Consider the following 26,021-nt stretch of genomic DNA (forward strand, 5'->3'; position numbering starts at 1 on the left):
AACTCAGTTGGCATTGCTGGCTGAGTTTTATTCGAAAGAAGGAAATATGAATACAAATCTTGCAAGTTTTATCGTTGGACTCATCATTGATGAAAATGACCGTTTTTACTTTGTGCAAAAGGATGGTCAGACCTATGCTCTTGCCAAGGAAGAAGGTCAACATTCGGTAGGTGATACGGTCAAAGGTTTTGCCTACACGGATATGAAGCAAAAACTCCGCTTGACCACTCTAGAAGTGACTGCCACTCAGGACCAATTTGGTTGGGGAACCGTAACAGAAGTTCGTAAGGACTTGGGTGTCTTTGTCGATACCGGTCTACCTGACAAGGAAATCGTTGTGTCACTCGATATCCTCCCTGAGCTCAAGGAACTATGGCCTAAGAAGGGCGACAAACTCTACATCCGCCTTGAAGTGGACAAGAAAGATCGCATCTGGGGACTCTTGGCTTATCAGGAAGATTTCCAACGCCTGGCTCGTCCTGCTTACAACAACATGCAGAACCAAAACTGGCCAGCCATTGTTTACCGTCTCAAGCTGTCAGGAACCTTTGTTTACCTACCAGAAAATAACATGCTTGGTTTCATTCACCCAAGTGAACGCTACGCAGAGCCACGTTTGGGGCAAGTTCTAGATGCGCGTGTCATCGGTTTCCGTGAAGTAAACCGTACTTTGAACCTCTCCCTCAAACCACGTTCCTTTGAAATGTTGGAAAATGATGCCCAGATGATTTTGACCTACTTGGAAAGCAATGGCGGTTTCATGACCTTGAATGATAAGTCGTCTCCTGAGGACATCAAGGCAACCTTTGGTATTTCTAAAGGTCAGTTCAAGAAAGCGCTCGGTGGCTTGATGAAGGCTGGCAAAATCAAGCAAGACCAGTTTGGTACAGAGTTGATTTAGGCCTTATAGACGTGATAAAGAAACTTGAAGAAATGAGTTTAGAGGAACTCTGGCAACTTTTTCCTATTTTTCTAGTAGAGCACAAGTCAGAGTGGAAAGACTGGTATGAATCGGAAAAAACAAATCTGAAAAAAATATTGGGCGCGAATGTTATTAAAAGAATAGAACATATCGGTAGCACTGCTATCCCTAATATTTGGGCCAAAAATATCGTTGATATTCTGTTAGAAGTAGGTAGAATAGAGGATTTAGCAAGAGTTAGGGATTTATTGGTGAAGAATGGTTGGCTAGTGATGTCGGAGAGTCCTACCAAGATTTCGCTAAATAAAGGATATACAGAGCAGGGATTTGCTGAGAAAGTTTTTCATCTACATTTGCGAATGACGGGAGATCATGACGAGATTTATTTTAGAGATTATCTCTGCCAGCATCCAGATATCTCCCAAGCGTATCAGGAATTAAAACTAAGTTTGTGGAAAAAATTTGAACACAATCGAGACGCCTATACAGATGCTAAAACAGATTTTATTAACCACTACGTTTCAGAGGCTAAGTCCAGTAATTTTCAAGAATCAGAAAAGTGTCATCAAAAAACTCTTGATAGGAGAAAGAATTGAGAAAATCATTTTACACTTGGCTCATGACCGAGCGCAATCCTAAAAGTAACAGTCCCAAAGCCATTCTGGCAGACCTCGCTTTTGAAGAGTCAACCTTCCCAAAACACACGGATGATTTTGATGAGGTGAGTCGCTTTTTGGAGGAGCATGCCAGTTTCTCTTTTAACCTAGGTGACTTTGACGCCATCTGGCAAGAATACTTAGAACACTAGAGACAATGAGATGAGGCTAGTATTTTATTGTTCTCTTTGCTATAATAAAAAGAAATAAACGGATTAGAGAGGTTCTTTATTTGAAGGAACATTCAATAGACATTCAACTAAGTCACCCAGATGACTTGTTCCATCTTTTTGGTTCCAATGAGCGCCATCTTCGTTTGATGGAAGAAGAGCTCGATGTGGTGATTCATGCCCGTACGGAGATTGTCCAGGTTTTGGGCGAAGAGACTGCCTGTGAGGAAGCACGTCAGGTTATTCAGGCTTTGATGGTCTTGGTGAATCGGGGGATGACCGTTGGGACGCCAGATGTGGTGACTGCGATTAGCATGGTCAAAAACGATGAAATCGACAAGTTTGTCGCCCTTTACGAAGAAGAAATCATCAAGGATAATACTGGGAAACCGATCCGTGTCAAAACCTTAGGTCAAAAGCTTTATGTGGACAGTGTCAAACAGCATGATGTGACCTTTGGAATCGGACCTGCAGGGACAGGGAAGACCTTTCTTGCAGTGACCTTGGCAGTGACTGCTCTTAAACGTGGGCAAGTCAAGCGGATTATCCTTACTCGTCCAGCAGTGGAAGCAGGTGAGAGTCTAGGATTTCTTCCGGGTGATCTCAAGGAGAAGGTGGATCCTTATCTTCGACCTGTTTACGATGCTTTGTACCAGATTCTCGGGAAAGACCAGACGACTCGTCTCATGGAGCGTGAAATTATCGAAATCGCGCCCCTTGCCTACATGCGTGGGCGGACCTTGGATGATGCCTTCGTCATTCTCGATGAGGCACAGAATACGACCATCATGCAGATGAAGATGTTCTTGACTCGTTTAGGATTTAATTCTAAGATGATTGTCAATGGAGATATCAGCCAGATTGACCTTCCGCGTAACGTCAAGTCCGGTTTGATTGATGCTCAAGAAAAGCTTAAGAATATTCACCAAATCGACTTTGTTCATTTTTCAGCCAAGGATGTGGTTCGTCATCCAGTTGTCGCTCAGATTATTCGAGCTTATGAACCAGCTCCAGTTAAGGTTGAAGAAAAGAACCAAGAAACAGAATAGCAAAAAAAGAGCAGTTCAAATGGAACTGCTCTTTTTTAATGAGTGTATAGCTTTAAACAAGTTCGTCGATAGACGTATAATCTTTATCGAGGCCTTGAGCAACTGGGAGGCTAGTTAAGTAACCTTTATAAGTGGTCACACCTTGACGCAAGCCCTCATCTTCAGAGATTGCATGTGCAAAACCTTTGTCAGCCAATGCTTCGATATAAGGAAGAGTGACATTGGTTAGGGCGATGGTTGAAGTACGAGCAACCGCACCAGGGATATTGGCAACGGCATAGTGGAGAACACCGTGTTTTTCATAGACTGGTTCATCGTGCGTTGTCACACGGTCAGCTGTCTCGATAACGCCACCTTGGTCAACGGCAACGTCAACAATGACAGAGCCTGGACGCATTTGTTTGACCATCTCATCTGTAACCAATTTTGGTGCTTTGGCACCAGGGATGAGAACCGCACCAATCACCACATCAGCATCTCTCACACTTGCTTCAATATTGAAAGAATTGGACATAAGAGTTTGGATTTGGTTTCCAAAGACTTCTTCTAGAACTGAGAGACGCTTAGCGCTGATATCTAAAATAGTTACTTGAGCACCAAGACCAAGGGCGATGCGGGCAGCATGTGTACCGACGACACCACCACCGATGATGGTTACTTTTCCTTTTGGAACACCTGGTACACCACCAAGTAGAACACCAGAGCCACCAGCTTGCTTAGTAAGGAAGTGAGCTCCGATTTGAACAGCCATACGACCTGCAACCTCACTCATAGGAACGAGGAGTGGTAGTTGTCCTTGATTGTCACGAACAGTTTCATAGGCAATTCCTGTTGTTTTGGCTGCTAACATAGCACCTGCTAATTCTGGAGCAGCGGCCATGTGCAAGTAGGTGAAGAGGAGAAGATCGTCGCGCAAATAACCATATTCAGAAGCTAGTGGTTCTTTTACTTTCACGACCAACTCGGCAGCCCAGGCTTCAGCAGCAGTTGCGACAATCTCAGCTCCTTGCTTTTGATAGTCTGCATCAGTAAATCCTGAACCGAGACCAGCATTTGTTTCGATGAGAACACGATGTCCACGACTGACTAAACTGTGGACGCCAGCAGGAGTGAGGGCAACACGGTTTTCATTATTTTTAATTTCTTTTGGGATTCCGATTAACATAGAGATAACCTACCTTTCAATTGACGGGATTGTTTTAGTTGTCACATTCCAGTTCATAAATCAAAAATGTGATGGTTTTATTGTATATGAAACCGCTTCAAAAATCAAGAAAAACTTGTCATCCAAATTTATTTATGCTAGACTAGTGAGAATCAAGCTCTAATGGAGGGAAAAGTATGGAATCAATATTTGTGAAATTTGCCCAGTATCCATCTATAGAAACGGAGCGTTTGTTGCTCCGACCTGTAACTTTGGACGATGCAGAAGATATGTTTGAGTATGCCTCAGACAGAGAAAATACACGCTACACTTTTCCAACAAATCAAAGCTTAGAAGAAACCAAGAACAACATCGCTCAGTTCTACTTGGCTAATCCCTTGGGACGGTGGGGAATCGAACTAAAAAGCACTGGCCAGTTTATCGGAACCATTGATTTGCACAAGATTGATCCTGTTCTTAAGAAGGCAGCTATTGGTTATATTATCAACCAAAAGTATTGGAATCAAGGATTGACGACAGAAGCCAATCGTGCCGTGATTGAACTGGCTTTTGAGAAGATTGGAATGAACAAGTTGACCGCTCTTCACGATAAAGACAATCCCGCATCAGGAAAGGTCATGGAGAAATCAGGTATGCGTTTTTCCCACGAAGAACCCTATGCCAGAATGGATAATAAAGAACCAGGTCGAATTATCACAAGGGTTCATTATGTCTTGACTAAGGAAGACTATTTTGCAAATAAATAAGCAGTTGAAAAGATTTTTCAGCTGTTTTTTTCTTCCTCTTACGAATAATCTAAGAGAGGAGAAAATATGGAAGCAATTATCGAGAAAATCAAAGAGTATAAAATCATTGTCATCTGTGCTGTTTTAGGCTTGGCCTTGGGCGCATTTTTCCTACTAAAGCCAACTTCACAAACACCTGTGAAAGAAACAAACTTGCAGGCTGAAGTTGCAGCTGTTTCAAAGGATTCATCATCTGAAAAGGAAATCAAGAAGGAAGAAAAGGAAGAATCTCCTGAACAAGATCTAATCACAGTAGATGTCAAAGGTGCAGTTAAATCGCCAGGAATTTATGATTTACCAGTAGGGAGTCGTGTTCATGATGCTGTTCAAAAGGCGGGTGGCTTGACAGATGAGGCAGATAGCAAATCGCTCAATCTTGCTCAGAAAGTCAGTGACGAGGCTCTGGTCTATGTCCCAAGCAAGGGAGAAGAAGGAGTGAGTCAGCAGACTGGTTCTGGAACGTCTTCTTCGACGAGCAAGGAAAAGAAGGTTAATCTTAACAAGGCCAGTCTGGAAGAACTCAAGCAAATCAAAGGATTGGGAGGAAAACGAGCCCAGGATATTATCGATCATCGTGAGACAAATGGCAAATTCAAGTCGGTAGATGAATTAAAGAAAGTCTCTGGTATTGGCGCTAAGACCATAGAAAAGCTAAAAGATTATGTCACAGTGGATTAAGAATTTCCCTATCCCCTTAATCTATCTGAGTTTTCTATTGCTCTGGCTTTACTACGTCATTTTCTCAGCATCCTATCTCGCACTGCTAGGTTTTGTTTTTTTGCTCGTCTGTCTCTTTTTCCAATTTCCATGGAAATCGGCTGGTAAAGTTTTAGCGATTTGTGGAGTTTTTGGATTTTGGTTTTTGTTTCAAAACTGGCAACAGACACAAGCTAGTCAGAACCTAGTGGATTCTGTTGAAAGGGTACGGATTTTACCAGATACCATCAAAGTCAATGGAGACAGTCTGTCCTTTCGGGGCAAGGCTGAGGGTCGCACCTTCCAAGTTTACTATAAACTCCAGTCTGAGGAGGAGAAAGAGTTCTTTCAGACCTTAACAGACCTTCACGAGATAGAGCTAGAAGGAACAGTCTCTGAGCCTGAAGGGCAGAGAAATTTTGGTGGCTTTGACTACCGAGCCTATCTGAAGACTCAGGGGATTTACCAGACACTGACTATCAAGAGCATCCAGTCACTTAAACAGGTTAGCAGTTGGGATATAGGAGAAAATCTGTCTAGTTTACGTCGAAAGGCAGTAGTTTGGATCAAGATGCACTTTCCAGATCCTATGCGCAACTATATGACAGGCCTTCTTTTAGGACATTTGGACACGGACTTTGAGGAGATGAATGAGCTTTATTCCAGTCTTGGAATTATCCATCTATTTGCCTTGTCAGGTATGCAAGTGGGCTTCTTTATGGATGCCTTTAAGAAACTCCTCTTGCGATTGGGCTTGACTCAAGAAAAGTTGAAGTGGCTGGCCTATCCCTTTTCCCTTATCTATGCAGGTCTGACAGGATTTTCAGCTTCGGTCATTCGCAGTCTCTTGCAAAAGTTACTGGCCCAACATGGTGTTAAGGGCTTGGATAATTTTGCCTTGACGATCCTTGTCCTCTTTATCATCATGCCCAACTTTTTCTTGACAGCTGGAGGGGTCTTGTCCTGCGCTTATGCTTTTATCTTGACTATGACAAGCAAAGAAGGCGAGGGGCTCAAGGCTGTTGCCAGAGAAAGTTTGGTCATTTCTTTGGGAATATTGCCCATTCTATCCTTTTATTTTGCAGAATTTCAGCCTTGGTCTATTCTTTTGACCTTTGTCTTTTCCTTTCTATTTGACTTGGTTTTCTTACCGCTTTTGTCCATCTTATTCATTCTGTCTTTTGTTTACCCAGTCACTCAGTTTAACTTTATTTTTGAGTGGTTGGAGAATATCATTCGCTTGGTATCGCAGCTGGCAAGCAGGCCTCTGGTCTTTGGTCAACCCAACGCATGGCTTTTGATTCTACTGTTAATTTCCTTGGCAATACTGTATGATTTTAGGAAAAACATCAAAAGACTAGCAGGATTCATTCTCTTTGTCGTAGGGCTCTTTTTCTTAATCAAGCATCCTCTGGAAAATGAAATTACCATGCTGGATGTAGGGCAGGGAGAAAGTATTTTCCTACGGGATGTAACTGGAAAAAACATTCTCATAGACGTGGGAGGCAAGGCAGAGTCTGATAAGAAAATTGAAAAATGGCAAGAAAAGGCGACGACCAGCAATGCTCAGAGAACCTTGATTCCCTATCTTAAAAGTCGAGGAGTAGACAAGATTGACCAGCTGGTTTTGACCAATACAGACAAGGAGCATGTTGGCGATTTGCTAGAAGTAACAAAGGCTTTCCATGTGGGCGAAATTTTAGTGTCAAAAGGAAGTTTGACACAGAAGGAATTTGTAACAGAACTAGAAGCAAGCCAAACCAAGGTGCGCAGTGTGGCAGCAGGGGAGAACTTGCCGATTTTTGGCAGTTACTTAGAAGTCCTATCTCCAAGGAAGATTGGAGATAGGAATCGTGATGATTCTCTGGTTCTTTATGGAAAACTCTTGGATAAGCATTTTCTCTTTACTGGAAACTTGAAAGAGAAGGGAGAGAAGGATCTTCTAAAGCAATATCCTGACTTAGAGGTGGATGTCTTGAAAGCAAGCCAACATGGTGCTAAAACATCATCCAATCCAGCTTTCCTAGAAAAAATCAAACCAGAAATTACTCTCATCTCAGTTGGAAAAAACAATCGTGAGAAACTTCCCCATCAGGAAACCTTGACACGAATGGAAAGTATCAAGAGTAAGATTTACAGAACTGACCAGCAAGGGGCTATCCGCTTTAAAGGATGGAATAGTTGGCGAATTGAAACGGTGCGATAAAATAGACAAAGTTTTTCGAAAAATTGACTTTTTATCTTGACAAGGGATAGAAAACTTGGTATCATATAAAAGTTGAGAAAAGCAGAAGTGAGAGCTTCTCGCCTTGTGACATCAAGTTGCCTGGCCCTACGGATGAAAAGTTTCTAAGAAACGCTATCATAACGTGCGGGCTTGTATCATTACGAGCCCGCTATTGTTTTTCTCTAATAATAAAAAAGAGGTGAAAACCATAGCAAAGCAAGACTTATTCATCAATGATGAAATTCGTGTACGTGAAGTTCGCTTGATCGGTCTTGAGGGAGAACAGCTAGGCATCAAGCCACTCAGCGAAGCGCAAGCATTGGCTGATAGTGCAAATGTTGACTTAGTATTGATTCAACCCCAAGCAAAACCGCCTGTTGCTAAGATTATGGACTACGGTAAGTTCAAATTTGAGTATCAGAAAAAGCAAAAAGAACAACGTAAAAAACAAAGTGTTGTTACTGTGAAAGAAGTTCGTCTGAGTCCAACTATCGACAAGGGTGACTTTGACACAAAACTTCGCAATGCACGCAAGTTCCTTGAAAAAGGAAATAAAGTTAAGGTATCTATTCGCTTTAAAGGGCGTATGATCACCCATAAAGAGATTGGTGCAAAAGTTTTAGCTGAGTTTGCTGAAGCAACACAAGATATTGCGATCATCGAACAACGAGCTAAGATGGATGGACGCCAAATGTTCATGCAGTTGGCGCCAGCAACTGACAAAAAATAATTGTCAGAAAGTTAAATAAAGGAGAAAAAATCATGCCAAAACAAAAAACACACCGCGCATCAGCTAAACGTTTCAAACGTACAGGTTCTGGTGGACTTAAACGTTTCCGTGCTTACACTTCTCACCGTTTCCACGGAAAAACTAAGAAACAACGTCGTCATCTTCGTAAAGCATCTATGGTGCATTCAGGAGATTTCAAACGTATCAAAGCAATGCTTACTCGCTTGAAATAATAGCCTAACAGTAAGTAAACAATTCTAGGAAATATTTGGAGGAAATAAAACATGGCACGTGTTAAAGGTGGCGTTGTATCACGCAAACGTCGTAAACGTATTCTTAAATTAGCAAAAGGTTACTATGGAGCTAAACACATCTTGTTCCGTACTGCAAAAGAACAAGTAATGAACTCTTACTACTATGCATACCGTGACCGTCGTCAGAAAAAACGTGACTTCCGTAAATTGTGGATCACTCGTATCAATGCGGCAGCTCGTTTGAACGGACTTTCATACTCACAATTGATGCATGGTTTGAAATTGGCTGAGATCGAAGTTAACCGTAAAATGCTTGCTGACTTGGCTGTTAACGATGCAGCAGCTTTCACAGCTCTTGCAGATGCAGCTAAAGCAAAACTTGGTAAATAATAATTGATAAGACTGGAACAGGATTGTCCCAGTCTTTTTAAAAATAAAGGAGAATATATGGCTTCAAAAATGTTACACACTTGTTTGCGAGTAGAAAACCTTGAAAAATCGATTGCTTTTTATCAAGATGCTTTTGGATTTAAAGAATTACGTCGCAGAGATTTTCCAGATCATGCTTTCACCATTGTCTATTTAGGACTTGAGGGGGATGACTACGAGTTGGAGTTAACCTATAACTATGATCACGGTCCTTATGTGGTAGGAGATGGTTTCGCCCATATTGCCCTCAGTACACCTGACCTTGAGGCCCTACATCAAGAACATAGCGCTAAAGGCTATGAGGTGACAGCCCCTAATGGACTTCCAGGAACTCAACCAAACTATTACTTTGTCAAGGATCCTGATGGGTACAAGGTCGAAGTCATTCGTGAAAAATAATCCAGTAAGGTCAAGTAGAATGTTCGTTTTCTACTTGACTTTTTTTCTTTGAAAGAGTATACTAATAAAAATTTAACCTTTAAGGGGAGTCCAGAGAGACTCACAAGGTGTCAGATAAAAGGGATAGGGGACTCTCTGTGGAGACTTTTTAAGTGTGCGCATGAGTTCTAGCCTAACCTAACTGAGGCCTTGCATTAGCAAGGTCTTTTCTTTATCTGGTCCCCTTAAATTTAAGGAGGAAAAGTCATGAATCCCACGTGTAAGAAGCGTTTTGGTGCCATTCGTTTGGAGACCATGAAGGTGGTCGCTCAGGAGGAAATTGCGCCAGCAATCTTTGAATTAGTCCTAGAAGGGGAGATGGTTGAAGCCATGCGAGCCGGCCAATTTCTTCATCTGCGTGTGCCTGATGATGCCCATCTTTTGCGCCGTCCTATTTCAATTTCGTCTATTGATAAGGCAAATAAGCAGTGTCATCTCATTTATAGGATTGAGGGGGCTGGGACCGCTATTTTTTCAACCTTAAGTCAGGGAGATACTCTTGATGTGATGGGACCTCAGGGTAATGGTTTTGACTTGTCTGATCTAGATGAGCAGAGCCATGTTCTCCTTGTCGGTGGGGGGATTGGTGTTCCACCCTTGCTTGAGGTGGCTAAGGAATTGCATGCGCGTGGGGTGACAGTAGTGACAGTCCTCGGTTTTGCGACTAAGGATGCTGTTATTCTCGAAACCGAATTGGTCCAATATGGTCATGTCTTTGTAACGACAGATGATGGTTCTTATGGCATCAAGGGAAATGTTTCTGTTGTTATCAATGATTTAGATAGTCAGTTTGATGCTGTTTACTCATGTGGAGCGCCTGGAATGATGAAGTATATCAATCAAAGATTTTATGATCATCCAAGAGCCTACCTATCTCTGGAATCTCGTATGGCTTGTGGGATGGGAGCTTGCTATGCCTGTGTCCTAAAAGTGCCAGATAGTGAGACTGTCAGCCAACGTGTCTGTGAAGATGGCCCTGTTTTTCGCACAGGAACAGTTGTATTATAAGGAGAAAATGATGACTACAAATCGTTTACAAGTTTCTCTACCGGGCTTGGATTTGAAAAATCCCATCATTCCAGCATCAGGCTGTTTTGGTTTTGGTCAAGAGTATGCCAAGTACTATGATTTGGACCTTTTAGGCTCTATTATGATTAAGGCAACGACTCTAGAACCACGTTTTGGAAATCCAACTCCCAGGGTTGCAGAGACACCTGCTGGTATGCTCAACGCAATCGGCTTGCAAAATCCTGGTTTAGAAGCTGTTTTAGCTGAAAAGTTGCCTTGGCTGGAGAGAGAATATCCTACGCTTCCCATCATCGCTAATGTAGCTGGCTTTTCAAAACAAGAGTACGCTGCCGTTTCTCGAGGAATTTCCAAGGCAGCCAATGTAAAGGCTATCGAGCTCAATATCTCTTGTCCGAATGTGGATCATGGCAATCATGGACTTTTGATTGGGCAAGATCCTGATCTAGCTTATGAAGTGGTAAAGGCAGCTGTGGAAGCCTCTGATGTGCCAGTTTATGTTAAGTTAACCCCTAGCGTGACGGATATCGTCACCGTTGCAAAGGCAGCAGAAGATGCAGGGGCAAGTGGATTAACCATGATCAATACTCTAGTCGGTATGCGCTTTAATCTAAAAACCAGAAAACCAATCTTGGCCAATGGAACGGGTGGAATGTCAGGTCCAGCAGTCTTTCCAGTAGCCCTAAAACTCATCCGTCAAGTCGCCCAAACAACAGACCTTCCCATTATTGGAATGGGAGGAGTGGATTCGGCAGAAGCTGCTTTAGAAATGTATCTGGCTGGAGCGTCTGCCATCGGAGTTGGAACAGCCAACTTTACCAATCCTTATGCCTGTCCTGATATCATCGAACATTTACCAACAGTCATGGACAAATACGGCATTAGCAGCTTGGAAGATCTCCGTCAGGAAGTCAAAGCCAGTCTGAGATAAGCTAGACACTCCTTATCGTCAACAAGAAATAGAATCTTCATCAATTTGTAATATTTCCGTTGGTTAACTATGTTACAATAGGGTTTAGAAAACGTTATTGGAGCATTTAAATGAAACGATGGAAAGTGGCCCTAGTAAGTGCTGGCTTATTGGGGTGTTTTTTTACTGTAGTAGAAACAGCAAAAGCAGATGAAGGGACTTGGAAAGGAAAGACTTACCTCAAAGCTGATGGAAAACAAGTAACCAACCAATGGATCTTTGACCAAACGTATCAGAATTGGTTTTATCTTAAGGCTGATGGACAACGTGCAGAAAACGGCTGGCTGACTGTTGGTGATAAGGATTACTATTTTAACGAAGCTGGAAAATTAGCTACAAAAACGTGGATTAACCAGTACTATGTAGCTGAAAGTGGTACTAAGGTCAAGAATCAATGGGTGTTTGACCAAGAAAAACAATCCTGGTATTATCTCAAGTCTGATGGTCAGAAAGCTCAAAATGAGTGGATCCAACAAGGTCAGGAAAAATATTACCTTAAAGAAGATGGCAAGATGGCCAAAGATGAGTGGGTCACTCAAGGTGGGAACCAATACTACGTTAATTCTCAAGGTAAAATGCTGAAAAGTACTTGGCTTGGTAAGAACTATTTGTCAGAAAATGGTAATAAGGTCAAACAAGGTTGGATTTATGATGACAACTATAGCAGTTGGTTCTACATTCAACAAGATGGTACCTATGCTGAAAATGGCTGGCAAACCATAGATGGAAAGGACTACCATTTCAAATTTGGAGGCTATCTTTCTACCGAGCGCTGGATTGGCCGCTTCTATGTTGCAAAGAGTGGAGCCAAACTGAAATCCGAATGGCTCTTTGATAAGAATTACGATTCTTGGTTTTACTTGAAAGCAGACGGTAGCTATGCCGAAAAAGGCTGGGAAACGATTAAAGGTAAAGATTACCATTTCAAATTTGGAGGCTATCTTTCTACTGAACGTTGGATTAACCGCTTCTATGTTGCAAAGAGTGGAGCTAAACTGAAATCCGAATGGCTCTTTGACAAGAATTATAACTCGTGGTTTTACTTGCAAGCAGACGGAACCTATGCTGAAAAAGGCTGGGAAACGATCAAAGGCAAGGATTACCATTTCAAATCCGGTGGCTACCTCTCCACAGAAACTTGGATTGACCGTAGCTATGTGACGAGCAGTGGAGCAAAAGCAGATAAAGGTTGGCTCTTTGATAAGAATTATAACTCTTGGTTCTATATCAACTCTGATGGGAATTATGCTGATAAAGAATGGATCTGGGATAATGGTTATTACTATCTCAAATCTGGCGGTTATATGGCTGCAAGTGAGTGGGTGTGGTACAAGAACAATTGGTTCTACCTCAAGTCAAACGGGAAGATGGCTGAGAAAGAGCTTATCTACGATTCATCCGACCAATCATGGTACTACCTTAAATCAGGCGGTTACATGGCAAAAAACGAGACTGTAGATGGTCATACCTTGGATGCTTCCGGTAAATGGCATGTTGCGGATAAAACCAAATATTACAAAGTTAAACCCATCACAGCCTATGTCTATAGTGCATCTGGAGAAATCTTGAGTTATATTAACCAAGGAAGCATTGTCTCACTGGATAGCTCTACTCGAAAAGGTGGCCGACTTGCAGTTTCGATTTCTGGCTTGTCTGGCTATATGAATCAAAGTGATTTGACAGCAGTGGATGAAGGAAGCGAGTTTATCCCTCATTATACTAGTGATGGGAAATTCCTCTACCATGAACTCTCTCCTTATACGAGTATCAAAGTAGCTCCACACACATCTGCAATGATTATTGGTAAGAAGTACTACTCAACTGATGGGGAGCATTTTGACGGCTTTACCATTAAAAATCCTTTCCTTTATAAAAACTTGAGAGAACCAAGTAATTATAGTGCAGCTGAATTGGATAAACTGTATTCGTTGATGAACTTGCAGGATAGTCCTCTTGCAGGTAAAGGAGCGACTTTCAAAGAAGCTGAGGAACGCTACGGTGTCAATGCTCTTTACCTAATGGCACATAGCGCTCTTGAAAGTGCGTGGGGACGCAGTCAAATTGCCAGAGATAAGAACAACTTCTTTGGTATTGCAGCCTATGATACTACCCCATATCTATCAGCCAAGAGCTTTGATGATGTGGACAAAGGAATTCTCGGAGCAGCCAAGTGGATTCGTGAGAACTACATCGACTATGGCAGAGACCACCTTGGGAACAAAGCTTCTGGTATGAATGTTCGCTATGCTTCTGATCCATACTGGGGTGAGAAGATAGCCAGCATCATGATGACCATCAATAGCAAACTTGGTGGGAAAGACTAATCAAAAGAAATCAACGGTAACTACTGAAAAGTGGTTATCGTTTTTGTTTTGGACATCGGGGGAGAAATAGTATAATAACAGTATATTTATTCTTGAACAATTAACAAAATGATGGTAAAATGTAATAGGAGATATTAATCTAATCACCATATAAAAAGGAGATTTTTATGAAAAAGCTACTATCCTTCTCAATTGCCTTGATTTCAATCACAACACTAGTTGCTTGTTCTGGACATAAGGCGGAATCAAAGGTCCCAGAAGAAAAAATTGAACAGAAGCAAATCAAGTTTGATGAGAAGTTGTTTAAAGAAGCTGGACTCTTGCCTTTTAAAAATGAGAAGCAACTAGAACTTGGAGAATTAGATTCTAAATCACGCGCAACAGGTGCTCATATTCAACTTAAGGACAGTGATGAACCAAAAGAGAAGAGAGAGCCTAAGATAAGTTATAACCCGGTTGGTTGGCACAATTATAAATTCTTTTATGGTGATGGTAAAAAAGAAGCTTGGTTGATGAGTCGTGGTCATTTGGTTGGGTACCAGTTTAGTGGATTAAACGATGAAAAGAAAAACTTGGTTCCTATGACTAACTGGCTCAATGCTGGAAATTATTCTGGAACAGATGACCAAAACCAAAGTAGCATGCTTTATTATGAAAATCGGTTGGACTCTTGGCTGGCTAATCACCCAAACTACTATCTTGACTACAAGGTGACCCCAATCTATCAAAAAGATGAATTGATTCCGAGACAGATTGAATTGCAGTATGTGGGAATAGATGAAAATGGCAAACTTTTGGAAATCAAGCTGGGTGGTAGTAAAGAAAAGGTTGATCAGTATTCTGTGACGCATGTCGTTTTAGACAATGTTTCAGTTAATGCGGAAATCAATTATTTGGATGGTACTGCTAAAAATACAGTTGAAAATGCAAAGATAAAAGAAAAGGCTAAGAAGGAAGCTGAGGAAAAAGCCAAGAAGGAAGCTGAGGAAAAAGCCAAGAAAGAGGCTGAGGAAAAAGAAGCAGCTGAAAAGAAAGCAAAAGAAGAAGAGCAAGAAAAAGCTCGCCAAGCCGCACAAGAAAAGGAAGAAAGCCAGGAATCAAACTCGCAATCAACAAATTCAGGTGGCTACTTCAGAGATAGAAAAGGGAGATGGCACAGACCAAATGGTAAATTTGCTTCTAAGAAAGAAATCAGAGAAGCTGGATTGCAGTGGTAGGAAGAATTTAGTAGATATACAGTCAAAAAGCCGTTGGAAAACGGTTTTTTTGTTGCTTGTTTTGATGTATTATAGTAAAATTGTGAAGATATTAAATACTTTTTGGAGATTGAAATGAAGAAAAAAATAATGATATTGTCAATGTGTCTCATCATAGGAATTTCTGGTCTGGGCTACTATTTCTTGTCCTATGCGCCACATCAAGCTGCTGTGACTAAGTTTGAAGATGTAGTAAAGGATTTAAATGAAAAAAATAAAGAAGTTGAAGATCAAATAGCTGAGGCTGAAAAGGTTGTTGATAATGATGAAGAACCTCTTGATTCTAAGACATTGGAAGAATTGAAATCAACTATAAAGGATAGCAAAGATTCACTTCGTAAAGCACCAGAAATGGAGAAAGCGACTGCTAAGATTGAGAAGCAAATTGAAGAATTAAGTCAACCATTAGATTATAGTGAAACAAAAAAGAATTTATCTGAAAAATTGATTCACTATCAAAATAGCATTCTTCAATTAAAACAAATTACAAATCCTTCAAGTTCTTTTATTGAAGAAAGACTCAAAGAAATTGAATCAATTACTGGAGTACAATCTGTTACGGAGGATAATGACCCTAATAAAAAATTAAATAAACAAGGTGGGTATACAGCGTCTGTATATTTTGTTGACAAGCAAGTGAATGAATCTGTAGAAGGCTCAGATATTGTTCAAAAAGGTAATGATGCTGGTGGAAATATAGAGGTTTATAAGACAAAAGAAGATGCAGAGAAACGCAATACTTATATTAGTGCTTTTGATGGAACTGCTTTGAATCCGGGATCACACTATGTTTATGGAACCATATTAATTCGCACTTCGCACCATTTAACAGGAACGCAACAGAAAGAACTGACTGAGAAAATCTACAATAAATTAATTGAACTGAAATAATAAAAAAAATTGGATAGCTATTTGTTTTATTGAATTAAGACACAGTCAAAAAGCCGTTGGAAAACGGTTTTTTGTTATAATTAAATGAAGAATGTAGAATTAAAGGAGAACATCATGACTTTTGAAGAAATCCTGCCTGGGTTAAAGGCTAAGAAAAAATATGTACGAACTGGTTGGGGAGGGGCAGAAAACTATGTCCAACTTTTTGACACCATCGAGCAAAACGGGGTTGCACTTGAAGTGACGCCTTATTTCCTAATCAACGTGTCTGGAGAAGGGGAAGGTTTTTCCATGTGGAGCCCGACACCTTGTGATATTTTGGCGACGGACTGGGTAGAAGTCCATGACTAGACGTGTATTGATTACGGGAGTAAGTTCAGGGATTGGTCTGGCTCAAGCCCGCCTCTTTTTAGAGAAGGGTTATCAAGTATATGGAGTTGATCAAGGTGAAAATCCATTCTTGGAGGGTGATTTCTACTTTTTACAGAGAGATTTGACCTTGGACTTGAAACCTGTTTTTGACTGGTGCCCTCGGGTGGATGTTTTGTGCAATACTGCAGGAGTTTTGGATGCTTACAAACCCCTATTGGAACAATCAGCCCAGGAAATTCAAGAGATTTTTGAAATCAACTATATGACTCCTGTCGAGTTGACTCGTTATTATTTGACGCAAATGCTGGAAAATAAAAAAGGAATCATCATCAATATGTGTTCGATTGCTTCAAGTCTAGCTGGCGGAGGTGGTCACGCCTATACCTCGTCTAAGCACGCCTTAGCTGGCTTTACCAAGCAGTTGGCTCTAGACTATGCTGAGGCTGGTATTCAGGTCTTTGGGATTGCTCCAGGAGCAGTCAAGACAGCTATGACCGCTGCGGACTTTGAACCAGGTGGATTGGCTGACTGGGTGGCTAGTGAAACGCCAATCAAGCGCTGGATTGAGCCAGAGGAAGTAGCAGAGATTAGCCTTTTCTTAGCAAGTGAAAAGGCGAGCGCCATGCAAGGACAAATCCTGACAGTGGATGGTGGCTGGAGTTTGAAGTGATGCTTTGGTACAGTTTGCATTGTTCACTATTGGAGGTTAAAGATGGAACAAGATATATTTGGATTTGAGTTTCCAAGTTTCTACCATCAGTTTTTATTGGAATGGGACGAAGTGGATCCTTATGAGATTGGTGACTCAGGTATCTGTTTATATTCTAAGGAGGATCTCTTAGAGCGTAATGAGACCTATCAGATAGAAGTAGATGAACCAGACTTCTTTATGATTGGTCAAGAGGGAGATTTGGCCTACTTTATCAAGAAAAATGCTGATGATTGCATTTATGAAAATGATTTGGGTGCTTTGGGCTCTTTAGAAATGCAAAAAGTTGCTGCAACTGTCTATGACTTTATTGACAAGGTCTTAGAAGAAAGATTGTAAAAACCGGAGGGATAATTATGCTGAGAGCAACAGATGCGAATGAGCCAATTACAAGAGAAGACCTTTTACAATTTGAGGAGAACCTCGGAAAGAAATTGCCGGAAGCCATGTTAAACTTTTATCTCAAGTACAATGGTGGTCAATCTTGTGTGTCTGGTGTTCATGATGACAAACATCTCTTTCCTTTCAATGCTTTTTATTCATTAGAGGAGATGGAGAAGGCCCTCAACTGGTTTGACGATGAGGTTGTTCCTGCTGGATTTCAGGCTAAAGACCTCCTTCATTTTGCCTATGATCCTGGGTCTGGAAACTATGCTCTGTCTCTAAGGGAAGAAGATTATGGCAAGGTTTACTACTATGTTTTAGAAGAAAGAGCTGAGATTTTTGGTCAATGGCTTTCATTTGAGGCTTTTCTGACTAGTTTTGTGGAAGGTGAGTAGAAATAAAAGGAGCAATCATGCGTAAATACCAATTCTTTTCACTAGCAGATATTTTAGAGCAAGTTAAGTTAGAACAATGTACTCAAGATGACTTTTGCCTCTATGACAATGATGAAGGGAATTTGGCTTTCGATAGCCTTTATTTTGGTGTCGGATTATCCAGTTGTAGTTGATGATAAAGATGTCTACCCTGTGGGAAGTAGTAGAGAGAAATCTTAATCTGGTATATTATGGTGAGCATCTGATAGATGTCCTTTTAGTGCATTGGATGAAAAGCCAGACGCAAGCCCTGAATACTTGGTCGATGCCTTAATTTATTATAATCAACATGATACTTTTATTCCCTTTGCCTAGTAACTAAGCTGGATTTGCATAGTTCTATTAAACATAAGCGAATACAGTAAGGAGTCAAGAAATGATAGATTACAAAATGGTAAATAAAAAAATTTCACCTTTTAAATTTTTAGTCCATGATGAAGAGACACAAAGTGTTCGAGGGTCGCTCATTTATTATCCTGATGGAGAATACAGACAGGAAGTATTCGACACTCGGGAAGATGAGGGATTCGAAGGAAATGGATACGATTGGGCATCTCTTGCTTTGATATTTTTAGAGGAAAAAATGCCTGAATTAAGCGAATCTATTGACTTTGATCCAGAAGGGAGTATGTTTTGTGCCTATTCTTCCAATATTGATGCCTTAGCAACATTTGCTTTAGGTTTTAAGGAGTTTTGCGACGATTCTGAGTCTATGATAGACTTGTTTAGTCGAGCAGAGTTAGATTAGCTGATTAGAAAAGCTTTAACTACTAGATATTTGACTAGGGAAAAGACACAAAGGAGTTAAGATGAAGCTGATAGAAGTATTTGAGCTAGTGGAAAATCATTCTGATTTAAAACCCTATGTAGAAAAAATATTAAAAAAGTACAAGAAGACCAACTGTTCCTATCTTGAGTCTCTTAATCACCTTGCTTATTTACTCTATCTATATGGTCAAAAAGAACTAGCTAAAAAGTTGTTAGATATTTTGCTACAAATTCCCTTTGAAGGAGATTATAATAGTTGGACCTTTGTTGAGAGTTCGATAGTCTTGTTGGCCTATATGGAAAAGCAGACGGAAAATCAGGTGTCCATCTATCAAAATCTCCTTTTAAGTCCACTAGATTCTGGGGAGGAATCAACTAGAAAAATAAGAAGGAGAGTACATCAGAGATTTTTGAATGGTGATACTTTGGAACAAAAGCTTGCAAAAATCGAGCAAGCTTCGACCTTTACATCTGAAATTGAATGGCGCTTACTTTACTTAGCAGACTTGTTAAAACTTCAGTTGTTTAGTGCGGAATCAACTCTGGACGAGGCGGATATCCAGTCTAAAATAGAAGAACAAATCGAAAGATTACAAAGCTTTATCAAGGAGCAAGGTATTGTTAGCCTTTTCCCTTTTAAGGGATGAGGAAGTGTGGCTAAATTTGAAGGATGGAAAGAGGTGAATGGCTATGAAAAACCAGCTAGCCCTTAGTGGAGAGCAAATTGTTGAAAAAGTTTACCCACAACTATTGCATCATGTTGGTATGATTCGTGGGGAATACTTACTGAGAGAGCTTAATCAAAACATCCTATTAGCAAGTTGTCAGCAATTTGTAAAAGATTATCTAGATACCATTTGCTCCTTGTACTCAGATGAAGAGGTTTGGTATCGTTTTTCAGAGTTAACAAATACAGAAGCTAATTGTTTAGAGGGGACTAAAGAGCATTTTGATGAAAATCATCCCTTGTTTGGTTATAGAGGGATAAGGCGTTTGCTGGCGTGTCCGAATGAATTTCAGGCTGAGGCAAATGTCGTTACAGAAGTTTATCATACAAATCCCAATCTGTCTGTTATCTTTCCTTTTGTCAATGATGCCGACCAATTAAAACAAGCTATTACAGTATTACGTCAGCATGGTTTTACTGGGAAAATCGGCACAATGATTGAATTACCGTCAGCTTATTTTGACTTGTACAGGATACTGGAAACGGGTATTTCAAAGATTATAGTTGGAATGAATGATTTGACTTCTTTTGTTTTTGCGACTGTGAGAAATAGTCAATGGCATGATATGGAAAGTCCCATTATGTTAGATATGCTAAGACAGATGCAGGATAAAGCGAAGATGAAAAAGATTGACTTTGCTGTAGCAGGCTATCTGAATGCTTCTTTCATACAAAAAATGAATCAGATGGGTATCAAGTGTATTATCCACTACAGTTCTATTCCAGAGATTTTTGATTTAGAGATTGACCATCCAGACCACCTCAAACGTGTAAAAGAAGAAAGTAAAAAATTACAAAGGAGCAACCCATGACACCTCAAGAAATGTGGAATGCGTATAAGCATATTAACCCCGTGATTGGAGATGAGATAGATGCCTGGGCTTTTGGAGTGGAAGCCGATCTCTTGGCAGATTTGGTTTTAAAAGGTGAAAAGACGGCAACTGCATCAGCCTATGACCTCTATGCACTAGAAGACGAACCTCTTCCGCGAGAAGGTACCTTTGACGTCATTTTAGACAGTCAAGATCAGGCTGTCTGCATTGTCGAAATTACCAAGGTTTCCGTTCAGCCTTTTCATCAAGTTTCTGCTGACCATGCCTACAAGGAAGGTGAGGGGGATAAATCTTTGGACTATTGGCGCCAGGTTCATGAGGCCTTTTTTACGGAGTGTCTGAGTGAGGCTAGACTGACTTTTACACCTGATAGCAAGGTCGTTTTGGAAGAATTTCGCAAGGTCTACCCACTGTAGAATGTAAAAGGAAGAAAGTTTTGGAAATCACCGTCCAATCCTTTTTTCTTAAGCAAAACATGATATAATAAGTTTGTTTGAAGAAGAGTAAAACTCTTAAACTTAGAATAGGAGAAAACTATGCAAGCAGTTGAACATTTTATTACGCAATTTGTTCCTGAACATTATGATTTATTTTTAGACTTGAGTCGTGAGACCAAGACCTTTTCTGGGAAGGTGACCATTACTGGTCAAGCACAGAGTGACCGTATTTCCTTTCACCAAAAAGACTTGGAAATCACTTCTGTAGAAGTTGCGGGTCAAGCTCGTCCGTTTACAGTTGACCATGACAATGAAGCCCTTCATATCGAATTAGCTGAGGCTGGCAAAGTTGAAGTGGTTCTTGACTTTTCTGGTAAAATCACAGACAACATGACAGGGATTTACCCTTCTTACTACACAGTTGATGGTGTCAAGAAGGAGGTCTTGTCTACTCAGTTTGAAAGCCATTTTGCGCGTGAAGCCTTCCCATGTGTGGATGAGCCTGAAGCCAAAGCAACTTTTGACCTTTCTCTACGTTTTGACCAAGCAGAAGGTGAAGTTGCCTTGTCAAACATGCCAGAAATTGATGTTGAAAACCGTAAGGAAACAGGCATCTGGAAGTTTGAGACAACACCTCGCATGTCTTCTTACTTGTTGGCCTTTGTTGCTGGTGATTTGCAAGGGGTAACGGCTAAAACTAAAAACGGTACCCTCGTCGGTGTCTACTCAACGAAAGCCCACCCACTATCTAACCTTGATTTCTCACTAGACATCGCCGTTCGCTCGATCGAGTTTTACGAAGATTACTATGGAGTTAAGTATCCAATCCCTCAATCACTTCACATCGCCCTTCCTGACTTCTCAGCTGGTGCTATGGAAAACTGGGGTCTTGTGACTTACCGTGAAGTTTACTTGGTTGTAGATGAGAACTCAACCTTTGCTAGCCGTCAACAAGTTGCCCTAGTTGTAGCGCATGAGTTGGCCCACCAATGGTTTGGAAACCTCGTTACTATGAAATGGTGGGATGACCTCTGGCTCAATGAAAGCTTCGCTAACATGATGGAATACGTCTGTGTGGATGCCATCGAGCCAAGTTGGAATATCTTTGAAGACTTCCAAACAGGTGGTGTTCCAGCTGCGCTTAAACGCGATGCGACTGATGGTGTTCAGTCTGTTCATGTCGAAGTTAAACACCCAGATGAAATCAACACGCTCTTTGATGGCGCTATCGTCTATGCTAAAGGAAGCCGTCTCATGCACATGCTTCGCCGTTGGCTCGGTGATGCTGATTTCGCTAAAGGCTTGCATGCTTACTTTGAAAAACACCAATACAGCAATACCATCGGTCGTGACCTTTGGAATGCTCTCGGACAAGCATCAGGACGTGATGTCGCAGCTTTCATGGATTCTTGGTTGGAACAGCCTGGCTATCCAGTTCTCACTGTCAAAGTTGAAAATGATGTCTTGAAGATTTCGCAAAAACAATTCTTCATCGGTGAGCACGAAGACAAGAACCGCCTCTGGGTTGTCCCACTCAACAGCAACTGGAAGGGTCTACCAGATACACTTGAAACTGAAAGTATCGAAATCCCTGGCTATGCTGCTCTTCTTGCTGAAAACGAAGGAGCCCTTCGTCTCAACACTGAAAATACAGCCCACTACATTACAGATTATCAAGGAGACTTGTTAGAAGCTGTTCTTGCTGACTTAGAAACACTTGATAACACAAGCAAACTACAAATCGTTCAAGAACGTCGTTTGCTTGCTGAAGCGGGTCACATTTCTTATGCTGACTTGCTCCCAGTCCTAGATAAACTTGCTAAGGAAGAGTCTTACCTGGTGGTTTCAGCTATTTCTCAAGTGATTTCAGCCCTTGAGCGCTTTATTGATGAAGGAACGGATGCTGAAACAGCCTTCAAAGCACTGGTTGCTAAATTGGCTCGTCACAACTATGACCGTCTTGGTTTTGAAGCCAAAGATGGAGAATCAGATGAGGACGAATTGGTTCGTCAGTTGACCATTTCCATGATGATTCGCTCCAATGATGCAGAAGCTAGTCAAGTCGCTAGCCAAATCTTTGCAGCTCATAAGGAGAACCTTGCAGGACTTCCAGCAGCCATCCGTGCACAAGTTCTCATAAATGAGATGAAACACCATGAGACAAAGAACTTGGTCGCAACTTATCTGGACCTCTACACTCATGCCACAGATGCTGTCTTCAAACGCCAGTTGGCAGCTGCTCTAGCCTACAGTACAGATGCTGACAATATTCAAACCTTGGTTGGCTCATGGAAGGATAAGTTTGTTGTGAAACCACAAGACTTGTCTGCTTGGTATTACCAGTTCCTAGATCATCAAACAACTCAAGAAACTGTTTGGGTATGGGCGCGTGAAAACTGGGATTGGATCAAGGCAGCTCTTGGTGGGGATATGAGCTTTGATAGCTTTGTTATCCTACCTGCCCATGTATTTAAGACAGAGCAACGCTTGGCAGAGTACAAGGAATTCTTTGAACCGCAACTTTCTGACCTCGCTCTTAGCCGAAACATCCGTATGGGAATCAAGGATATCGCAGCGCGTGTTGACTTGATTAAGCGTGAGAAAGCAGCAGTCGAAGCTGTTGTAGCCCAATATGCTAAAGTTTAATTCGTTCGAAATGTAAATAAAAACTCAACTTTCTATCTGAAAACAAGAGAGAGTTGAGTTTTTTTTAAGGCAATTTTGGTATAATAATCGTAACAAGGAGGAGTTTCTGATGATAAAAATCTTATTAGTAGAAGATGATCTAGGCCTGTCAAACTCAGTATTTGACTTTTTAGATGATTTTGCAGATGTCATGCAGGTCTTTGATGGAGAAGAAGGTCTCTACGAAGCAGAAAGTGGCGTTTATGACTTGATTCTGCTTGACCTGATGTTGCCAGAAAAAAATGGGTTCCAAGTCTTAAAAGAGTTGCGAGAAAAAGGGATCTCAACACCAGTACTAATCATGACTGCTAAGGAAAGTTTGGATGACAAGGGACATGGTTTTGAGTTGGGGGCAGATGACTACCTCACCAAACCTTTCTATCTAGAAGAACTCAAAATGCGGATTCAAGCCCTTCTCAAACGTTCAGGCAAGTTTAACGAAAACACCTTGACCTATGGGGATATTGTCGTCAACCTTTCGACGAATGAAGTGAAAGTGGAAGATACTCCTGTAGAACTACTCGGAAAAGAGTTTGAGTTATTAGTTTACTTCCTTCAAAATCAAAATGTCATTCTTCCCAAGACGCAAATTTTTGACCGCCTATGGGGATTTGATAGCGATACGACGATTTCCGTTGTAGAAGTCTATGTCTCAAAAGTTCGTAAGAAATTGAAGGGAACAGCCTTTGCTGAAAATCTTCAAACCTTACGTAGTGTCGGGTATATTTTAAAAGATGTTCAATAAACTAAAAAAAACATGGTATGCGGATGATTTCAGCTATTTCATTCGAAACTTTGGAGTGTTCACACTAATCTTCTCTGCTATGACCTTGATTATCCTCCAGGTCATGCACTCGAGTCTCTACACTTCTGTAGATGAAAAACTCCAAGCCCTTAGTAGTAGTCCCCAAGCGGTTATCCAGTTAGCCCTGAATCGGGCAACTGAGGAAGTCAAGGATATTCAACCAGCAACAGCGGATGCCAGCAAGGCTGAAATCAAACCCAATGTCAGCTCCAATACGGAAGTCTTGCTCTTTGACAAGGATTTTAACCAACTCTTACTGGGCAATCGTTTTTTAGGTTTGGACAAGATCAAGCTGGACAAGAAAGAGTTGAATCACATTCGTCAAATTCAAGTTGTCAATAGCTACGGTCAGGAAGAAACCTACCGAATGATCTTGATGGAAACCAATTCATCCACTGTTTCAAGTAATGTCAAATATGCAGCGGTTTTAATCAATACTAGCCAGCTTGAGCAAATCAGCCAAAACCACGAGCATTTAATCGTAGTGGTCATGGCTAGTTTCTGGCTCCTATCTTTAATTGCCAGTGTTTACCTGGCACGTGTCAGTGTCAAACCTCTGCTGGAAAGTATGCAAAAGCAGAAGTCCTTTGTTGAAAATGCGAGCCACGAACTGAGAACGCCTTTGGCTGTTTTACAAAATCGTTTAGAGACTCTCTTTCGAAAACCAGAAGCGACGATTATGGAATCCAGCGAAAGCATTGCTTCTAGTCTTGAAGAAGTTCGCAACATGCGTTTCCTCACGACAAATCTTCTCAATCTTGCACGTCGAGATGATGGAATCAAACCTGAAATAGCAGAAGTTTCTCCGCAATTCTTTAAAACAACCTTTGCTAACTATGAGTTGATTGCTTCTGAAAATGATCGTGTTTTTGAATATGAAAATCGGATTTATCGTTCCTTCATGACCGATCAGTTGCTCCTAAAACAGCTCATGACTATCTTGTTTGATAATGCTATCAAGTATACTGAAGAAGATGGAAAAATTGAGTTTGTGGTCCATGCTACGGATCGCCACCTCTATCTATCAGTAACGGATAACGGAATTGGGATCTCAGCTGCCGATAAGAAGAAAATCTTTGACCGCTTTTATCGTGTAGACAAGGCGAGAACCCGTCAGAAAGGTGGGTTTGGTCTTGGACTATCTTTGGCCAAGCAGATCGTAGATGCCTTACGAGGAACGATTACCGTTAAAGATAACAAACCTAGAGGAACGATTTTTGAAGTTAAAATTGCTATCCAATCTCCTCCCAAACGTAAGAATAAATAAAAAGACAGTTTTAAAACTGTCTTTTTTGATAACTAGAAAAGAGGTTGGTACCACTACCAACCTTTATTTTGAAATTTTTCGTTTAATGATCTTTCGTTGGAGTTGGAGGAGTGCCAAGCTTGCCCCTATAGCAGCAACAAATGATAAAGCTGTGTTCAATTTTAAGGCTAAAAAGATAAAACTAAAAAACACCATAAAAATACAAAAACAAGCAATATTTACAAAAAATAAAATCTCTTTTAAATTCGAGCTAACAGGAGCTTCCAGTGTATAGTCTTGATAAAGCGGAGTTTGATTCGATTCGGAAGTTTGTTCAAACTCATAAGCTTCTAATTTTCTTGCGGGCATGATTCTCTCCTTAACAGTACCTAACTATTTTATCATTTTTTATGCAGAGAATTATTACAGGATTGTTACAAAACTACTAAAGTCTCTTATCATCTTTTAAGTCACTCTTCTTGACACCCACTAGAGAAAGTGATAGCATGGATGTTACACTTAAAACAGATGACCTGACTTTCTCTATTATAAATATACTGAGAAAGGAAAGGATAACTTATATAAATTGATAGCAAGCTGAGGCTTTTTCCTAAGATGATTTGTTAAGTTGCT

30 protein-coding genes and 1 other annotated feature are annotated in these 26,021 nt (G+C 40.8%); of the genes, 28 read left to right on the forward strand and 2 right to left on the reverse strand.

Annotation, left to right across the window (positions count from 1 at the left end; translation table 11 throughout):
- Window positions 1-46 precede the first annotated feature (46 nt).
- The 4 genes from cvfB to PG086_RS03735 all read left to right on the forward strand — a co-directional run bounded on the left by cvfB (window position 47) and on the right by PG086_RS03735 (window position 2,797).
- Window positions 47-901: an RNA-binding virulence regulatory protein CvfB gene (gene cvfB, locus PG086_RS03720; RefSeq protein ID WP_084851725.1), complete on the forward strand. Its 855-nt coding sequence runs from the start codon at window positions 47-49 to the stop codon at window positions 899-901.
- 11 nt (window positions 902-912) lie between these two features.
- Window positions 913-1,518, forward strand: coding sequence for a GrpB family protein (locus PG086_RS03725; protein WP_270747859.1), 606 nt, complete (start codon window positions 913-915; stop codon window positions 1,516-1,518).
- Window positions 1,515-1,730: a YozE family protein gene (locus tag PG086_RS03730; RefSeq protein ID WP_084851727.1), complete on the forward strand. Its 216-nt coding sequence runs from the start codon at window positions 1,515-1,517 to the stop codon at window positions 1,728-1,730. Before PG086_RS03725 ends, PG086_RS03730 begins: the two co-directional genes overlap by 4 nt.
- 80 nt (window positions 1,731-1,810) lie before the next feature.
- Entirely contained in the window at window positions 1,811-2,797 is a 987-nt protein-coding gene (locus PG086_RS03735; RefSeq protein WP_000658201.1) for a PhoH family protein, read from the forward strand.
- 52 nt (window positions 2,798-2,849) lie between these two features.
- Here PG086_RS03735 and ald read toward each other — a convergent pair whose 3' ends face one another.
- Window positions 2,850-3,962 carry an alanine dehydrogenase gene (gene ald, locus PG086_RS03740; protein ID WP_000904701.1) on the reverse strand — a complete coding sequence of 371 codons (1,113 nt, stop codon included), beginning with the start codon at window positions 3,960-3,962 and terminating at the stop codon, window positions 2,850-2,852.
- A gap of 176 nt (window positions 3,963-4,138) precedes the next feature.
- On the opposite strand from ald, the gene PG086_RS03745 reads away from it, so the two are divergent.
- The 24 genes from PG086_RS03745 (at window position 4,139) to PG086_RS03860 (ending at window position 25,409) form a co-directional block, all read left to right on the forward strand.
- Window positions 4,139-4,708 (forward strand): GNAT family N-acetyltransferase, encoded by a 570-nt coding sequence (locus PG086_RS03745; protein WP_270747860.1) that lies wholly within the window; start codon window positions 4,139-4,141, stop codon window positions 4,706-4,708.
- A 66-nt stretch (window positions 4,709-4,774) separates the two neighbouring features.
- On the forward strand, window positions 4,775-5,425 hold the full coding sequence (locus PG086_RS03750; RefSeq protein ID WP_000387317.1) for a helix-hairpin-helix domain-containing protein: 651 nt from the start codon (window positions 4,775-4,777) through the stop codon (window positions 5,423-5,425).
- Complete coding sequence (locus PG086_RS03755; protein ID WP_270747861.1) at window positions 5,409-7,649, forward strand: DNA internalization-related competence protein ComEC/Rec2; 2,241 nt, start codon at window positions 5,409-5,411, stop codon at window positions 7,647-7,649. The genes PG086_RS03750 and PG086_RS03755 overlap by 17 nt, the downstream gene beginning before the upstream one ends.
- 73 nt (window positions 7,650-7,722) lie before the next feature.
- Window positions 7,723-7,854 (forward strand) — a sequence feature (ribosomal protein L20 leader region).
- A gap of 15 nt (window positions 7,855-7,869) precedes the next feature.
- Window positions 7,870-8,400 carry a translation initiation factor IF-3 gene (infC, locus tag PG086_RS03760; RefSeq protein WP_000848184.1) on the forward strand — a complete coding sequence of 177 codons (531 nt, stop codon included), beginning with the start codon at window positions 7,870-7,872 and terminating at the stop codon, window positions 8,398-8,400.
- A gap of 32 nt (window positions 8,401-8,432) precedes the next feature.
- Window positions 8,433-8,633 (forward strand): 50S ribosomal protein L35, encoded by a 201-nt coding sequence (gene rpmI / locus PG086_RS03765; protein ID WP_001125942.1) that lies wholly within the window; start codon window positions 8,433-8,435, stop codon window positions 8,631-8,633.
- A 51-nt stretch (window positions 8,634-8,684) separates the two neighbouring features.
- Window positions 8,685-9,044 carry a 50S ribosomal protein L20 gene (gene rplT, locus PG086_RS03770; RefSeq protein WP_000124830.1) on the forward strand — a complete coding sequence of 120 codons (360 nt, stop codon included), beginning with the start codon at window positions 8,685-8,687 and terminating at the stop codon, window positions 9,042-9,044.
- Between the two features lie 57 nt (window positions 9,045-9,101).
- Window positions 9,102-9,482: a VOC family protein gene (locus PG086_RS03775; RefSeq protein WP_000157150.1), complete on the forward strand. Its 381-nt coding sequence runs from the start codon at window positions 9,102-9,104 to the stop codon at window positions 9,480-9,482.
- Between the two features lie 246 nt (window positions 9,483-9,728).
- Window positions 9,729-10,529, forward strand: coding sequence for a dihydroorotate dehydrogenase electron transfer subunit (locus PG086_RS03780; protein ID WP_270747862.1), 801 nt, complete (start codon window positions 9,729-9,731; stop codon window positions 10,527-10,529).
- A complete protein-coding gene (locus PG086_RS03785; protein WP_270747863.1) occupies window positions 10,492-11,478 on the forward strand; it encodes a dihydroorotate dehydrogenase in 987 nt (328 codons plus the stop codon). The genes PG086_RS03780 and PG086_RS03785 overlap by 38 nt, the downstream gene beginning before the upstream one ends.
- Window positions 11,479-11,588: 110 nt before the next feature.
- Complete coding sequence (locus PG086_RS03790) at window positions 11,589-13,841, forward strand: glucosaminidase domain-containing protein (protein WP_270747864.1); 2,253 nt, start codon at window positions 11,589-11,591, stop codon at window positions 13,839-13,841.
- Window positions 13,842-14,008: 167 nt separating this feature from the next.
- Window positions 14,009-15,058, forward strand: coding sequence for a DNA/RNA non-specific endonuclease (locus tag PG086_RS03795; RefSeq protein ID WP_033584049.1), 1,050 nt, complete (start codon window positions 14,009-14,011; stop codon window positions 15,056-15,058).
- Window positions 15,059-15,172: 114 nt separating this feature from the next.
- Entirely contained in the window at window positions 15,173-15,988 is an 816-nt protein-coding gene (locus PG086_RS03800; protein ID WP_033584051.1) for a hypothetical protein, read from the forward strand.
- Between the two features lie 114 nt (window positions 15,989-16,102).
- A complete protein-coding gene (locus tag PG086_RS03805; RefSeq protein WP_033584053.1) occupies window positions 16,103-16,339 on the forward strand; it encodes a DUF2829 domain-containing protein in 237 nt (78 codons plus the stop codon).
- Window positions 16,332-17,030 (forward strand): 3-oxoacyl-ACP reductase, encoded by a 699-nt coding sequence (locus tag PG086_RS03810; protein WP_270747865.1) that lies wholly within the window; start codon window positions 16,332-16,334, stop codon window positions 17,028-17,030. Before PG086_RS03805 ends, PG086_RS03810 begins: the two co-directional genes overlap by 8 nt.
- A gap of 42 nt (window positions 17,031-17,072) precedes the next feature.
- Window positions 17,073-17,408: a hypothetical protein gene (locus PG086_RS03815; protein WP_033584057.1), complete on the forward strand. Its 336-nt coding sequence runs from the start codon at window positions 17,073-17,075 to the stop codon at window positions 17,406-17,408.
- A 17-nt stretch (window positions 17,409-17,425) separates the two neighbouring features.
- On the forward strand, window positions 17,426-17,848 hold the full coding sequence (locus PG086_RS03820) for an SMI1/KNR4 family protein (RefSeq protein WP_033584059.1): 423 nt from the start codon (window positions 17,426-17,428) through the stop codon (window positions 17,846-17,848).
- 17 nt (window positions 17,849-17,865) lie between these two features.
- Window positions 17,866-18,021, forward strand: coding sequence for a hypothetical protein (locus tag PG086_RS03825; RefSeq protein WP_197018556.1), 156 nt, complete (start codon window positions 17,866-17,868; stop codon window positions 18,019-18,021).
- 242 nt (window positions 18,022-18,263) lie between these two features.
- Window positions 18,264-18,635 (forward strand): Imm51 family immunity protein, encoded by a 372-nt coding sequence (locus PG086_RS03830; RefSeq protein WP_000568346.1) that lies wholly within the window; start codon window positions 18,264-18,266, stop codon window positions 18,633-18,635.
- A gap of 61 nt (window positions 18,636-18,696) precedes the next feature.
- Complete coding sequence (locus PG086_RS03835) at window positions 18,697-19,302, forward strand: DUF6707 family protein (RefSeq protein WP_084921018.1); 606 nt, start codon at window positions 18,697-18,699, stop codon at window positions 19,300-19,302.
- Window positions 19,303-19,345: 43 nt separating this feature from the next.
- Complete coding sequence (locus tag PG086_RS03840; RefSeq protein ID WP_270747866.1) at window positions 19,346-20,194, forward strand: putative PEP-binding protein; 849 nt, start codon at window positions 19,346-19,348, stop codon at window positions 20,192-20,194.
- The gene (locus PG086_RS03845; RefSeq protein WP_268704336.1) at window positions 20,191-20,631 is read left to right on the forward strand and encodes an ASCH domain-containing protein; all 441 of its coding nucleotides are present in this window, start codon (window positions 20,191-20,193) and stop codon (window positions 20,629-20,631) included. Before PG086_RS03840 ends, PG086_RS03845 begins: the two co-directional genes overlap by 4 nt.
- Before the next feature lie 120 nt (window positions 20,632-20,751).
- Window positions 20,752-23,298 carry a M1 family metallopeptidase gene (locus tag PG086_RS03850; RefSeq protein WP_270747867.1) on the forward strand — a complete coding sequence of 849 codons (2,547 nt, stop codon included), beginning with the start codon at window positions 20,752-20,754 and terminating at the stop codon, window positions 23,296-23,298.
- Window positions 23,299-23,407: 109 nt separating this feature from the next.
- The gene (ciaR, locus tag PG086_RS03855; RefSeq protein ID WP_061416663.1) at window positions 23,408-24,082 is read left to right on the forward strand and encodes a two-component system response regulator CiaR; all 675 of its coding nucleotides are present in this window, start codon (window positions 23,408-23,410) and stop codon (window positions 24,080-24,082) included.
- Window positions 24,072-25,409 (forward strand): sensor histidine kinase, encoded by a 1,338-nt coding sequence (locus PG086_RS03860; RefSeq protein ID WP_033605686.1) that lies wholly within the window; start codon window positions 24,072-24,074, stop codon window positions 25,407-25,409. Before ciaR ends, PG086_RS03860 begins: the two co-directional genes overlap by 11 nt.
- Window positions 25,410-25,472: 63 nt before the next feature.
- On the opposite strand, the gene PG086_RS03865 is transcribed toward PG086_RS03860, so the two are convergent.
- Window positions 25,473-25,757, reverse strand: coding sequence for a DUF3270 domain-containing protein (locus PG086_RS03865; protein ID WP_001111515.1), 285 nt, complete (start codon window positions 25,755-25,757; stop codon window positions 25,473-25,475).
- Between the last annotated feature and the right edge of the window lie 264 nt (window positions 25,758-26,021).

Origin of the sequence: Streptococcus halitosis, assembly GCF_027691175.1 — a bacterium.
GTDB lineage: Bacteria > Bacillota > Bacilli > Lactobacillales > Streptococcaceae > Streptococcus > Streptococcus halitosis_A.